Source organism: Seonamhaeicola marinus (genome assembly GCF_008085455.1).
Genome location: NZ_VSDQ01000679.1, coordinates 747457 through 762236, shown reverse-complemented (window position 1 = coordinate 762236; position 14780 = coordinate 747457). Strand labels below are relative to the sequence as shown.

13 protein-coding genes are annotated in these 14780 nt (G+C 34.4%); 11 read left to right on the top strand and 2 right to left on the bottom strand.

All coding sequences use genetic code 11. The features are described 5' to 3' along the window. Window positions 1–7 precede the first annotated feature (7 nt). Genes FUA24_RS14470 through FUA24_RS14460 form a run of 3 tightly spaced genes read left to right on the top strand, consistent with a single transcriptional unit; the run spans window position 8 to window position 3195 of the window. Window positions 8–979 carry a transporter gene (locus tag FUA24_RS14470; protein ID WP_148543540.1) on the top strand — a complete coding sequence of 324 codons (972 nt, stop codon included), beginning with the start codon at window positions 8–10 and terminating at the stop codon, window positions 977–979. 7 nt (window positions 980–986) lie between these two features. After that, on the top strand, window positions 987–2042 hold the full coding sequence (locus FUA24_RS14465; protein ID WP_148543538.1) for a DUF3179 domain-containing protein: 1056 nt from the start codon (window positions 987–989) through the stop codon (window positions 2040–2042). A gap of 13 nt (window positions 2043–2055) precedes the next feature. Further along, entirely contained in the window at window positions 2056–3195 is a 1140-nt protein-coding gene (locus FUA24_RS14460; protein WP_187388287.1) for a glycoside hydrolase family 26 protein, read from the top strand. A gap of 3 nt (window positions 3196–3198) precedes the next feature. On the opposite strand, the gene FUA24_RS14455 is transcribed toward FUA24_RS14460, so the two are convergent. After that, a complete protein-coding gene (locus FUA24_RS14455) occupies window positions 3199–5145 on the bottom strand; it encodes a YgiQ family radical SAM protein (protein WP_148543533.1) in 1947 nt (648 codons plus the stop codon). A gap of 130 nt (window positions 5146–5275) precedes the next feature. On the opposite strand from FUA24_RS14455, the gene FUA24_RS14450 reads away from it, so the two are divergent. After that, complete coding sequence (locus tag FUA24_RS14450; protein ID WP_148543532.1) at window positions 5276–6235, top strand: L-threonylcarbamoyladenylate synthase; 960 nt, start codon at window positions 5276–5278, stop codon at window positions 6233–6235. Window positions 6236–6278: 43 nt separating this feature from the next. Here FUA24_RS14450 and FUA24_RS14445 read toward each other — a convergent pair whose 3' ends face one another. After that, window positions 6279–8909, bottom strand: a complete 2631-nt coding sequence (locus tag FUA24_RS14445; RefSeq protein ID WP_148543530.1) for a DUF5916 domain-containing protein — start codon at window positions 8907–8909, stop codon at window positions 6279–6281. A gap of 232 nt (window positions 8910–9141) precedes the next feature. Here FUA24_RS14445 and rplM point away from each other — a divergent pair, with 232 nt between their 5' ends. The 7 genes from rplM (at window position 9142) to FUA24_RS14410 (ending at window position 14776) form a co-directional block, all read left to right on the top strand. Then, window positions 9142–9597, top strand: a complete 456-nt coding sequence (gene rplM, locus FUA24_RS14440; protein WP_148543527.1) for a 50S ribosomal protein L13 — start codon at window positions 9142–9144, stop codon at window positions 9595–9597. Further along, window positions 9597–9983 carry a 30S ribosomal protein S9 gene (gene rpsI / locus FUA24_RS14435; protein WP_148543525.1) on the top strand — a complete coding sequence of 129 codons (387 nt, stop codon included), beginning with the start codon at window positions 9597–9599 and terminating at the stop codon, window positions 9981–9983. The genes rplM and rpsI overlap by 1 nt, the downstream gene beginning before the upstream one ends. A 186-nt stretch (window positions 9984–10169) precedes the next feature. Then, window positions 10170–10943, top strand: a complete 774-nt coding sequence (gene rpsB / locus FUA24_RS14430) for a 30S ribosomal protein S2 (RefSeq protein WP_148543523.1) — start codon at window positions 10170–10172, stop codon at window positions 10941–10943. An 88-nt stretch (window positions 10944–11031) separates the two neighbouring features. Beyond that, window positions 11032–12006, top strand: coding sequence for a translation elongation factor Ts (tsf, locus tag FUA24_RS14425; RefSeq protein ID WP_148543521.1), 975 nt, complete (start codon window positions 11032–11034; stop codon window positions 12004–12006). A gap of 126 nt (window positions 12007–12132) precedes the next feature. Then, on the top strand, window positions 12133–12840 hold the full coding sequence (gene pyrH / locus FUA24_RS14420) for a UMP kinase (RefSeq protein WP_148543520.1): 708 nt from the start codon (window positions 12133–12135) through the stop codon (window positions 12838–12840). 48 nt (window positions 12841–12888) lie between these two features. Further along, window positions 12889–13446 (top strand): ribosome recycling factor, encoded by a 558-nt coding sequence (gene frr / locus FUA24_RS14415; RefSeq protein WP_148543518.1) that lies wholly within the window; start codon window positions 12889–12891, stop codon window positions 13444–13446. Between the two features lie 64 nt (window positions 13447–13510). Next, the gene (locus FUA24_RS14410) at window positions 13511–14776 is read left to right on the top strand and encodes a DUF5686 family protein (RefSeq protein WP_222861361.1); all 1266 of its coding nucleotides are present in this window, start codon (window positions 13511–13513) and stop codon (window positions 14774–14776) included. Window positions 14777–14780: the final 4 nt, after the last annotated feature.

Genomic DNA, 14780 nt, shown 5'->3' with positions numbered 1-14780 from the left:
AGTTGCTATGATTTTAAAAAAGGTATTATCTTCAATTTGTCTGCTTTATTTTGTATCAAATAATGCGCAAACCTGTTGCTCGGGAGGTATACCACTTTCCAATAATCTTGGGCTTCCAATTTCAGAAAAGGGCACACTACAAATAGGATTTAATTACGATTATAACAATCTAAATACATTAAATAATGGCACAGAAACCTTAGATGATAACTCTAGACTGCGAATCACACATTCTATATTATTAAATACTAGTTATGCCATAACAGACAATTTATCTGCTGAGTGCTTATTCACATGGGTAAACCAAAGACGTAAAATAACGCAGTTTGGAAATGAGAATTTAGATCAAACTTCTGGGGTTGGAGATGCCGTCCTGTTATTAAAATACAACTTTGCAGAACTTATAGGAAGAAATACAGACTTCACTGTTGGTCTAGGCACAAAGATTCCCTTGGGTTCATCAACCGAAACCAATAGCCAAGGCATAACTCTAAATGCCGACTTGCAGCCTGGTAGTAATGCTTGGGATCTCATTTATTGGGCATCAGTCTCTAAAAGTTTTGATTTTAGACCTTCATTTAACCTTTCATCAAGAATTGTTTACAGAAGCACGGGTACTAATGACACTTACTTTAATGATTCTACTTATAAATTTGGAAATGAGCTTCAATTATTTTTTAATGTTTCAGATCAGTTACTAATAGCTAAATCTTTAATTGATACCAGTATTTCTTTTAAATATAGAAATGCGCAACTAGATAAGATCAACGGCTTTGATTTAGATAATACAGGAGGCGATTGGATTTCCTTAATCCCTACTATATCCGTTAACCTATCTCCAAACTTGGCATTTCTTACAAGGGCTGAAATTCCAATATATAATAATGTAGACGGTACTCAATTAACACCTACATACAGAATTACTAGCGGCATCCTTTTTACCCTTAGGCCAAAACCAAAACTATTAACTACAAACTAAAATAGCTATGAAAACGTATTATTGTATTATTACCATATTCCTATTGTTCTTATCTTGTTCTACAACAAATAATACAAACGATTTTGATTTACCTCAATCAAGTTCGGAGTGGCTTATCCCATTTAACGAAATAAAAGATGGCGGGCCAGGTAAAGACGGAATTCCTTCTATTGATAACCCTCAATTTTCTAACGTTAACGACATTAACAACTTAAGTGATAACGATTTGGTAGTTGGCATTATAAACAATGGCGAAATAAAAGCTTATCCTCATATTATTTTGGATTGGCATGAAGTTGTAAACGATAACATTGGTGGAGAAGCTATTACAATAAACTACTGCCCTTTAACTGGCACTGCCTTTGGATGGAAAAGCTTAGTAAATGGCTCTTCATCAACATTTGGAGTTTCGGGATTACTATATAACGCAAATCTTATTTTATACGATAGAAAAACAGATAGTAACTGGTCTCAAATGGCCTTACAATGCGTTAATGGTGAATCTATAAACCAAATTCCTAATACTGTTCAAGTAATTGAAACAAATTGGTTAACATGGAAAACCATATACCCTAACTCTAAAGTACTAAATACCAATACTGGATTTTCTAGAAACTACGGAACCTCACCTTATGGTGATTACGCAAGTAATAATGCTCGCTTTATTTTTACCCCTGGATTAATTAATAATGATTTGCCTAACAAAGAAAGGGTTTATGCTATTATTAATAATGAAAAATCAAGAGCATATCAATTTTCAAAATTCGTTAATGGTAAGACAGTTAAAGAATCTTTTGAAGGAAAAGAGTATCTGGTTGTAGGCAATGAAAACCTGATTCATGCCTTTGAATTAAACACAAATCAAACAAATCTTGAATTTGAATTTAGTTTTAATGGCACCTCCTTTTTTACGGACAACGAAGGCAATGAATGGAGTATTTTTGGAGAAGCACTTTCTGGCCCTAGAATTGGCGAAACTCTAAAGCCAGCAACCTCAGTTGTAAGCTATTGGTTTGCTATTTCCAATTTTTATATCAATCCTTCAATCTATGCAACGCCGTAACTTTTTGTTATCAATGAAAGAACTGATATTAAAATTCCTAACAGTAACATTGCTACTTACAAGTTGCACAACAGATGAATTAGATTTATTTGACCCAGATGCTACAAGAGTTCCTCAAACACTTATTCCAGATGTAACCTTTGCAGATCCTAACATAGTTCAAGAAGCAAAAGATTTACATTTAAGACTTCAGCTAATTACTCAAAAGGGTATAGCTTTTGGGCAACAGGGAGCAATAGGTGGTGGCGTAAACTTCTTTGACTTTGAATCTCTTGAAAGTGACTTTAGCAGGGTTGCCGGAGATTGGCCAGCGATAATAGGCTTTGATCTGGAAGAACTAGAGCTCTGGGATCCTTTAATTCCAAACCCTAATGTTCAAGATTTTCGGCAGACACTCCTAACCAAAGCGCATAACAATGGTAGCATTATAACTTTAAGTTGGCACGCTTCCAACCCTTTAACAAGACGAAATTCTTTTGACAGAACAAAAGCTGTTACTCAAATGCTAGAAGGAGGCTTTTTAAGAGACACATTTCTTCTTTACCTAGAAAGAATTGCATATTTCTTAAATAATCTAAAAGATGAAAATGGCAATCCTATCCCTGTGTTGTTTAGACCTTGGCATGAAATGAATGGTGATTTCTTTTTTTGGGGCGAAGGCTTAAGATCTACTGAAGAGTTTAAACAATTATTTAGAGATACGGTTACCATTTTAACAGAAACCTACAATGTTCATAACGTACTTTACGTGTATGCCCCAAATACGGTAAAAAATGCTTCAGAATATTTAAAAAATTACCCTGGTGATGCATATGTAGACATTCTTGGAATTGATGTTTACGATCACAAAAGCAACAATTTTGTAAACGATGCTATTAGGAATCTCGAAATTGTTGAAACCATCGCTAAAGAAAAAAATATGCTATTTGCATTTACGGAAACAGGATTAGAAAATGTTACTGAGTCTAATTGGTGGACTGAACAACTTTATAAAGCCATAAGAAGCAGCAGTATTTCGTACACCATGGTTTGGAGAAATGCAACGCCCAATCATTTTTATGCGCCATATTTAGGTCACCCTGCAGAAGATGATTTTAGAACCTTCGTGTCTAAAGATTTAATTCTATTGCACAAAGACATTCAGCAAGAGTAAACGTTATTTTCGTCTCTTTTTAGGCTTAAACTTAGCTTTCTTTTTTCTTTGATTAAAGGGTACGGCATCATCAAAAGTATGCTTAGGTTTTCCAGGTTTGTTCTTTCTCCATTTATCATTTTCAGGTAATAATACTTTAAGTAAATCCTGTCTTCCAAGTTTATTTAAAGTATTTTTAATCCAAGCCTTATTTTCATTTTTATACCAAAAGAAAAAACGATGTTGTTCATCTTTCTCTTTTTGAGTTTTTGGCGTTTTAACTTTTTGAAGTGTGTATGGGTGATAGCCACTATAATAAATAACAGTAGCCACAGTCATAGGTGTTGGAGTGAATCCTTGAACTTGTTCTAATTGAAAGCCCATATCTTTAGTTTCAGCTGCTAAATTAGCCATATCTTCGGCTTCACAAGCAGGATGATTTGATATAAAATATGGAATTAATTGAAGTTTTAATTTATGCTTTGTATTAATCTTATCGAACCTATCTTTAAACTTATGAAAATATTTAAATGATGGTTTACGCATTAATTTTAAAACAGGATCACTTGTATGCTCAGGAGCCACCTTTAATCTACCCGAAACGTGCTTAGTCATTACTTCCTCTGTGTAATCATCTAATTCTTTAGCATCAGCATTTTTGTTAAATTCTGGAACTAACATATCATGACGAATTCCACTTCCTATAAATGATTTTTTTACCTTCGGATGACTATCAACAGCCTGATACAATTGGGTTAGAGGCTTATGAGATGTATCCAGGTTGCTACAAATTACTGGCGAAATACATGAAGGCGCCACACATTTATCACATATGGATTGCACCTTTCCTTGCATTTTATACATATTAGCACTTGGTCCTCCTATATCCGATAAATAGCCCTTAAAATCTGGCATGTTAGCAACCTTATCCACTTCTTTTAAAACAGATTCTTGACTTCTAGACGCAATAAATTTTCCCTGATGCGCGGAAATGGTACAGAAACTACAACCTCCAAAACAACCTCTATGCACATTAATGGAAAATTTAATCATTTCGAACGCAGGTATAGGTCCTCGTTTGTTGTATTTAGGGTGCGGTAACCTTGTATATGGCAGATCAAAGGATGCATCAATTTCATCCTCGGTCATAGTTGGATACGGCGGATTAATCATAAGTGTCTTTTGTCCTACATGCTGAAAAATACGTCTTGCATACAACTTATTAGATTCCTGCTCTATAATTTTAAAATTAGAAGCAAACGTCTTTTTATCCTTTAAACATTGTTCATGAGAAGCTATTTCAATATCCTCCCAATTGCTGTTTTTAGGAATTTTATCTTCTTTATTTACTAAAACTGCAGTTTGCTTCACCGTATTAATACTGCTAAAAGGCACTCCCTTTTGCAATAAACGTACTACCTCTCTAAGAGGTTGTTCTCCCATACCATAAACCAACATATCTGCCTTGGAACTCTCTAAAATTGTTGGTAGAAGTTTATCGCTCCAATAATCATAATGCGTAACACGTCTAAGCGATGCTTCAATACCTCCGATTAAAACAGGAACATCAGGCCATTTTTCTTTTAAAATTTTCGTGTAGACGGTAGTTGCATAATCTGGCCTAAAACCAACGTCTCCATTAGGTGTGTAAGCATCTTTTTTTCTACGCTTCTTATTAGCGTTATAATTGCTAATCATAGGATCCATACATCCTCCAGTAACACCAAAAAACAATTTTGGAGCGCCCAGTTTTACAAAATCCTGAAGATTGTCGTTTACATTAGGTTGAGGCACTATGGCTACACGCAGACCATAACTCTCTAAGATACGTCCAATAACAGCTGGACCGAAAGAAGGGTGATCTACATAGGCGTCGCCACTAAACAATATAACGTCTAGTGCCTCCCAACCACGAATCTTTACCTCTTTGTTTGTGGTAGGTAACCAGCTTGATAACCTTAACTCCTCCATAGAACTGCAAAAATAACTAAAAAAACACGGTTTTCTAATTTACAGAAACCTTCCCTGATAAATATCTGTTATTTTGAAAAAGAAGAGATTATAAAAAAACAATGTATTTTTGCACTTCTTAAATAAGGATATGAGTATTATTTCAAAAGATATTGAAAAGGCTGTTGCCATTTTAAGTGCGGATAAACTGGTTGCTATTCCAACCGAAACAGTTTATGGACTAGCAGGAAATATCTTTAGTGAAAACGCCATAAAGAGTATTTTTAAAACCAAAAAAAGGCCACTTTTTAATCCGTTGATAGTGCACATTCCTTCAATAGAAAGATTAACCACCGTTGCATCTCATATACCTACAAAAGCGCAACGTCTTGCGGAAGTTTTTTGGCCTGGTTCTATGACTTTAGTCCTCAAAAAACAAGAGATAATTCCAGATTTGGTTACAGCAGGAAAAGACACTGTGGCAGTAAGAGTGCCCAATCACCCCTTAACTATTGCACTTTTAAGAAAACTAAATTTCCCCTTAGCTGCACCAAGTGCTAATCCTTTTGGAAGTATTAGTCCAACAAGACCAGAACATGTAGCTGGTTATTTTGAAGATGATATTGAACAGATACTAGATGGCGGCCCTTGTAATAACGGTATAGAATCTACCATTATTGGTTTTGAAGACGATGAGCCCGTTATATATAGATTAGGCTCTTTGTCTTTAGAAGATATTGAAAAAGTTGTTGGACCTGTAAACGTTAAAAACAAAAAAGAGGAAAGTCCAGATGCACCAGGAATGCTAAAACGTCATTATGCTCCAAATACTAAGACTATTTTATCTGAATCGATATCTCAGGACATAAGAAAACATCACGATAAGCACATAGGCGTTTTGTCCTTCAGTTCTGATTTTAAGGAGTATGATAATGTTGTGTATCAAATTATACTTTCTGAAAAAGGAGACATGGCAGAAGCTATGTCTAATTTGTATGATGCCATGCACAGACTTGATGAACAAAATTTAGATCTCATAATCGCTGAGCGCTTTCCTGATTTTGGACTTGGCAAGTCTATAAATGACAGATTGCAACGTGCTACATTTTAATTTTTACAGATACTTAGGTTAACCTGTCTCATTTAATGGTGTCCTATAGAACAAAGCGATAGGTTGCTTTTATAAGAAATATATTTTCTGGTCTTTTATTAAAAATCCCATTTTCTAATCCGGTTAATAAATTATCTGAAGAATCAACATTCCCTGTTATACCTTGAGACCAAACTAAGAAAATTTCCGATCCTGGAATATATTCCCAACGTGCAACTAAGTTAGACCTGAACTGTACGAAAGAGAAATCGGGATTAGAAAAGGAATAATCCGTTGTTCCATTTCTAGTTTCATCTACTTGATAATCATCGCCATCAAAACTTATTTGAGCATCGTCATACTGATGAAACCTGTCATACAAATCATCGGCAGTCGGATTAGTCACATATTTAAAATCTTTATACTTTGCTTTGAAAATAAAAGGTTCCCCATAATACTGAAGTGTTAAATTCGGATTAATAGTATAATTCAATCTTATAGAAGCACTCAGTCTTTTATTATCTATCTCACCTAAAATATAGCGTTTCCCATCATTATAATCCAACTGACTCACATATTGTGTTTTATTGGGACTATCCCTAAATTCTGGATTAATAGACACTTTTAAATTATTTGTGGGCTGATAAGTTAAAGTACCTGTTAACCTAAAAAACGAGAACTGATTTTGTTTTGAATCTGAATAAACCGACCCTATTCTTCCTCGTAGTTTTTTTCTATTATCCGTTCCGAAAAAAGCGAAAACAAAGTTTTCATCAGAAAAACGCCAACGTGGACCACCTTGTAAAAAGGTATTTGTAAAAATTCTTGGTTTATGTCCTACTCCAACATCGAACCACCAGTTATTTTTAAAATTGGCATCAACATTAAACTCGTATTGAATTCTATTATAGTTCCCATCAAAATCATATGTTGAAAACTGAGATAATCTTGCAGATATTCTTCTAAACTTCCCAGTAGCTTTAGTGGTTCTCCACCTTAAATTAGCAAACTGTCTAATTAAATCTGCCTGCCTTAAAAATCCAATATCGTTTAGCTCCAATTCTGGAGATTTCCATGAAAAGCCAGCATTATATCTCCAATTACCTCCACCTTGCTTACCTCCTTCGAACTTACCTCCAGTTCCGGATAATGACGTTTTATTTGGATCTACACTTACGTGACCTGCATCTTCTCGGTGAAATAAATGCGTTAAAGAGCGTTGCGTTTGCTCAATAGATTCTTTACTTCCTTTAACATGACTCATCACCACATTACCCTCTACGTAAAAATCTCTGTTTTTCCATTGATGTTTAGCATCTACCCCAGCTGTATAGGCATTACTTCTTAAAAAATTAAGCTGTTCTGGTAACTTTTCCCTATTGGTTGCTGTAAATACGGCTCCTATGAACGTATTTCGCTCATTTAAATCTTTTTGAACGCGTCCAACAAAATAGTTGGTTAATGGCTCTACTAACTCATCTCTTTTGCTTCCGTTCGTGTCAATTTCTGCATATTCTCTTGCGGTCATACTCTCTAAAATCCCAATAGACCAGCCATTCTTTGTTTTTCCCGAAAATTTAGCAGCTCCTAAAATAGTAGTGTTTACCGGTGTATCTGCATATTCCCCATCTTGCGTATCCGCACTTCCTTGTGGACTTCGCCCAATACGTCTAGAGAAAAATAAGTTATCCTGATTGTTGGAAAACTGATAATCAAATATATTTTTATTCTCAACAAAAAACGGTCGTTGCTCTCTAAAGAAAATCTCAAAACCGTCTAGGGCTATTGCAGCAGGATCTGCTTCAACTTGACCGAAATCGGGATTAATAGTTAAATCTAAAGTCAAGTCATTGGTAATTCCAATTTTCGCATCAATACCTGCATTTATGTCACCATCTGTTCCATCTCTAAAAGGATTTCCAGATTCGGCCTCATAAGTTTCATATTTGGCTACTGTAAAAGGTTGTATCTCTAATTGTTTTTGAGGTTTAAGCCCCTTTAACCCATGTAATTCACCAAATTCACTAATCCAACCAGGAGCATCCAGAGGAATGCGTTGCCAAAGCGAACGCTGTTCTTCCCTAAAAAAGCGTCTATGCACTTGTAATCCCCAAACCTGTTCATCGGCCGCCGAAAATCTTAACTGCGTTAAAGGTATTTTCATTTCGGCTGTCCAGCCCTTGTCATCTATATTGGTTTTAGTGTACCAAATAGGATTCCAACTACCATCCCAATTGTTACCATTATTAGATATAAACTCATCTCCCTTAACACCAGCAGCACTAATAGTGAAAGAAAATCCAGTGCGCAAATCGTGATAACTATCTATATTAATTTCAACCCAATCACCTTCAAAGCCATCCCTTCTAGATAATCGTTTTACAATTTTTTCGGGTTCATCATCTATTGCTCTTATACCTACATATAAATATTTGGCATCGTAAACAATTTTAAATTTTGTTTGGTATGTTGGAGAAGCTCCTTCATCCGGGCGCCATTCCGTAAAATCTGAATCCCAAGACACTATATCCCAAACGCCATCATTTAGTAATCCATCAATATTTGGAGGTTCATAATTACCAACAGCTTTGGTGGTATAAATACGCTTTGGAATTGATGCATGTTTTTCCTGGCTATTAATTGTCTGAATAAAACAAAAGACAATAAATAGAGTGATTGATGAAATAGCTTTCAAGATAGTTTGATTGATTGATAAAAGTTGATTTAAAGATGTAAAAATATTATTGCTGTTACAGAAAATCTTGAACTTTAATAAAAGATTAACGAATAGTATTGAATTTTAACATTTTAAGGCTCTAATTAACCCTGAAAAATAATAGCTATTACGGTTTGTTAATCAAATATTTAATCGTAAATTTGCAAACTCTTTTTTAGAGAGGAATGTTTAATAAATAAAATTAATTAGTTTGGACACATTAAGCTACAAAACTATTTCAGCCAATAAAGCTACTGTAGATAAGCAGTGGGTTTTAGTAGATGCTGAAGGTCAAACGCTTGGTCGTTTAGCTTCTAAAGTTGCAAAACTTTTAAGAGGAAAACACAAGCCAAACTTCACGCCACATGTTGATTGCGGAGATAACGTAATTGTTATTAATGCAGAAAAGATCAACTTAACTGGAAACAAATGGACTGATAAATCTTATATCCGTCACACAGGTTACCCAGGTGGTCAAAGAAGTTTAACTGCTACTGAATTGTTTGGGAAAAACCCAACAAGATTAGTAGAGAAATCAGTAAAAGGAATGCTTCCTAAGAATAAATTAGGTGCAGCAATTTTCCGTAACCTAACAGTTGTTGTAGGTGCAGAGCACAAACATGAGGCTCAAAAACCTAAAGCAATTAACTTAAACGAATTTAAATAATGGACGTAATTCACAAAATCGGCCGTAGAAAGACGGCTGTTGCTCGTGTGTATGTTGCTCAAGGAAAGGGAGACATCACGGTAAACAAAAAAGACTTAGCGGATTACTTTACTACTGCAACATTACAGTACAAAGTAAAGCAACCATTAGCTTTGACTAACAATGATAGCAACTTTGATATTACAGTTAATGTATATGGAGGTGGTATCACTGGTCAAGCTGAAGCTGTTCGTTTAGCAATTTCTCGTGCTTTATGCGAGGTAGATGCTGAAAACAGAGCTATTTTAAAACCAGAAGGTTTATTAACAAGAGATCCAAGAATGGTAGAGCGTAAGAAATTCGGTCAGAAGAAAGCGCGTAAGAAATTCCAGTTCTCTAAACGTTAAGACTACCTCGGCAGGATTGAGTTTCTGTATCACAGTTTTCTCAATCTTGTTGAAATTAAAAACACAATTATTAAGACCCTGAAACGAGTTCAGGGTGTAAACAGTTTAGCATCTAAATGATTAAGGCGACTTTTAAAAATGACCACTTAATCATTGCTAATTCAACAGAACGTAAACTATTACAAAATGGCAGTAGAAGTAAAAGAATTACTTGAAGCAGGTGTACACTTTGGACACCTTACACGTAAGTGGGACCCAAACATGGCTCCTTACGTTTATATGGAGCGTAACGGTATCCATATTATTAACCTTTACAAAACAGCAGCTAAAATTGATGAAGCTGGTGCAGCATTAGCTAAAATTGCTGCTTCTGGAAGAAAAATTTTATTTGTTGCTACAAAAAAACAAGCAAAAGATATTGTTGCTGAAAAAGCTGGCTCTATTAACATGCCTTACATCACAGAAAGATGGCCAGGTGGTATGTTAACTAACTTTGTTACTATTAGAAAAGCTGTTAAAAAAATGGCTTCTATTGATAGAATGAAGAAAGACGGTACTTTTAACACACTTTCTAAGAAAGAGCGTTTACAAGTAGACCGTTTAAGAGCTAAGTTAGAAAAAAACTTAGGATCTATTAGTGACATGACACGTTTACCAGGTGCGTTATTTGTAGTTGATATTAAGCGTGAGCATATTGCTATTAAAGAAGCTCAAAAATTAAACATTCCAATCTTTGCAATGGTAGATACCAACTCAGACCCACGTCAAGTTGATTACGTAATTCCTGCAAATGATGATGCTTCTAAATCAATAGACAAGATTTTATCTTATGTAACAAATTCTATTGCTGGCGGACTAGCCGATCGTAAAGCTGAAAAAGAAGCTGCTGCTTCTGCCGATGCTAAAGCGAAAGCTGAACCTGCTAAAAAAGAAGTAGCAGCTGCTGAAGAAGAAGAATAAATAACATTTACACAACACAAATAAGTCGTTTAGTTCTTTTCTTTGCCGAAAATATATTGAACGACTTTTTTAAATTATAATTATTACTATGAGTACTACAGTAAAAATTACAGCCGCTGAAGTTAACAAACTAAGAAAGGCTACTGGTGCAGGTATGATGGACTGCAAAAAAGCTTTAGTTGAAGCAGAAGGTGATTTTGACAAAGCTATTGAAGTATTACGTAAAAAAGGACAAAAAGTTGCTGCTAAAAGAGCAGACCGTGAGTCTAGTGAAGGTGCTGCTGTAGCAAAAGTTAATGCAGATAACACTGTTGGTGTTGCTATTGTATTAGGTTGTGAAACAGACTTTGTTGGTAAAAACGAAAACTTTTTAGCTTTAGCTAGCCAATTAGGTGATATCGCATTAAATACTGCTTCTAAAGAAGAGTTTTTAGCTGCAGATTTTGATGGAATGAGTGTTGCCGATAAATTAGTTGAGCAAACTGGAGTAATTGGTGAAAAATTAGACATCAAAGCTTTTGAAAAAGTTGAAGCTGCTTACGTTGGTTCTTATGTACATATTAATAAAATTGCTGCTGTAGTTGGATTTTCTAGCGTTGTTGACAATGTAGAAACTTTAGCTAAAGATGTAGCAATGCAAATTGCTTCTATGGGAGCAACAACTTTATCTTATAAAGATTTTGATCCTGCATATGTAGCTTCTGAAACTGAAGCTAGAATTGCAGCTATTGAAAAAGATAATGAAGAATTAGAGCGTTTAGGTAAAACACTTAAAAATGTACCTAAATACATTTCTCAGTTACAATTAACTCCTGAAGCATTAGCGCAAGCTGAAGAAGATGCTAAAGCTGAATTAAAAGCTGAAGGTAAACCAGAGCAAATTTGGGACAAAATTTTACCTGGTAAAATGCAACGTTTTATCTCAGATAACACTACTCTAGACCAAGAACAATGTTTATTAAACCAAAACTTTATTAAAGATGAAAAGTCTTCGGTTGAAAAATATGTTGCTTCTTACGGAGAAATTGAAATTACAGGTTTCAAAAGAGTTACTTTAGGATAATTACTAAAGTTCAATTATAAAAAAAGCGGAATCAAATTGATTCCGCTTTTTTGTTTACTAAAATATTTTTTCAATATTTAAGTGTTAAATCAATTTGTATATTTGCACAACTTCATAAATCATTCAATGAAATACAAAAGAATACTCCTCAAATTATCAGGCGAAGCCTTAATGGGAACCCGTCAATACGGTATAGATCCAGATCGTTTAGCCGAATATGCAAAAGACATTAAAGAAATAACAGACAAAGGTGTAGAAGTAGCCATCGTAATTGGTGGGGGAAACATTTTTAGAGGTCTTGCAGGTGCAAGTAAAGGAATGGATAGAGTTCAAGGCGATCATATGGGTATGTTAGCTACTGTAATTAATGGCCTAGCTTTACAAGGTGCAATGGAAGATGCTGGTATTGAAACAAGATTACAAACAGCTATAAAGATAAATGAAGTTGCAGAGCCTTTTATTAGAAGAAGAGCTATGAGACACCTTGAAAAAGGACGTGTAGTTATTTTTGGTGGTGGTACAGGAAATCCTTATTTCACAACAGATTCTGCAGCTGTTTTAAGAGCTATTGAAATTGAAGCAGATGTAATCTTAAAAGGAACCAGAGTAGATGGTATTTATACCGCTGATCCTGAAAAAGATGCAAACGCAATAAAATTCAGTAATATTTCTTTTGACGAAGTATTAAGTAAAGGACTAAAAGTAATGGATACAACAGCCTTTACTTTAAGTCAGGAAAATGAACTACCTATTATTGTTTTTGATATGAACACAAAAGGTAATTTATTAAAAGTAGTTTCGGGCGAAGAAATTGGAACTGTAGTTAATGTATAAATTTGGCGTAATTTTTGAATAATTACTGCTGAAATAAAAGGTAAAATTATGAACGAAGACATACAATTTATATTAGATACTGCCAAAGAATCAATGGACAATGCTTTAAAGCATTTAGAGAAACAACTGGCTAACATTAGAGCGGGTAAAGCAAGTCCTGCTATGCTAGGCAGTGTAATGGTAGATTATTATGGTTCTCAAACGCCTTTAGCTCAGGTAGCTAATGTTAATACTCCAGATGGTAGAACAATAACTGTTCAACCTTGGGAAAAATCTATGTTACAAGAAATTGAAAGAGGTATCATGATTGCCAACTTAGGTTTTAACCCAATGAATAATGGTGAAAGCATAATTATAAATGTACCGCCATTAACAGAAGAAAGAAGACGAGATTTGGCTAAACAAGCAAAGTCAGAAGCTGAAGACGCAAAGATTGGTATTAGAAATGCTAGAAAAGATGCCAATAACGATATTAAAAAAACTGATGATGCGTCTGAAGACGTTCAGAAAAATGCTGAGATAGATGTACAAGAAATGACAGATTCTTACGTTAAGAAAGTAGATGATATTTACAGCAAAAAAGAAACCGAAATAATGACCGTATAAAAAGTCACAAAAAAAGCGACAAAAACGTCGCTTTTTTTTATTAATTACCTCCTCGTTCTTCCATATGTTCAAACCTATATATTTATTAGCCTTTCTAATTTGTTTTAACATATGCAATGGTCAAAATCCGAAACAAGAAGAAAAAGTAAAAGATTCTATTAAAAAGAAAACCTTTGTGAAAAGTTTGGGTAATGGATTCTTCCCAACCCAATATTTTAATTTTGATTTAAGATACCTTATTAAATTCAACCAGTATGAAGGTGTTAGAACTGGAATCGGAGTGGTTACGAATGAAACTTTTTCGAAACAATATAGAATAAACGGATATACTGTTTACGGCTTTAGAGATCATAGGTTTAAATATAGTATTGCCGCAGGCATAAGATTAGCACCTAAAACCGATACTTGGTTAAACTTCACATATACGGATGACTTACAAGAAACAGGAAGCACAAAGTTTTTAACAGACGGCAGGTCTTTTCAGTTTTTTGAACCTAGACTTTTAAATATAGACTTATTTCACAAGCATGTTACTAAATCTATTAGTCTAGAGCATCAGCTATTTAACAAAATTGCTACAAAAACAGAGTTTTCTATAAGTAAAATAGACCCCACTTACCGGTATACTTTTACTACTCTAAATACGGCTTTGAGCAATTTTAGAATCACCATGGCTAAAACATCTTTTAACTGGAGCCCTTTTAGTCAATTTAACGATTCAAAAAGTGGTTCTAAAGAAACTAAAATCGGCTATCCTAAATTCACATTGCAATACTCAAAAAGTATAAAAAACGCTTTTAAAAGTGATTTTAATTTTTCCAAAATTGACTTTAGAGCCATTCACAAAATTGTCTTTGAAAAAGACAACTATTCAGAAATCACTTTAGTTTCTGGATTAGCCAATGGAGATACTCCAATAACGCACATGTATCATGCTTACCCAAATAATATTAATAAAGAAACCATTTTACATAGGTTTTCTGTGGCAGGCTTAAATAGTTTCGAAACCATGTATTTTAATGAATTCTTTTCGGATAAATTCACCACTATACAGCTAAGACATTTCTTAAAACCATTTAATATATCTAGAAACTACAAACCGCAATTAGTTCTAACTACGCGTTATGCCATTGGAGATATGGAACAACCAGAAAAACATCAAAACATTACCTTTGGCTCATTGAAAAAAGGTTATACCGAATCTGGTTTTGAGATAAACAAATTACTTTTTGGTTTTGGTTTAAGCTTTACTTATAGATACGGTGCTTATCATTTACCTAAATTAACGGACAACGTTGCATTTAAGTTCACCTTTAATTTATCATTATAAGAGC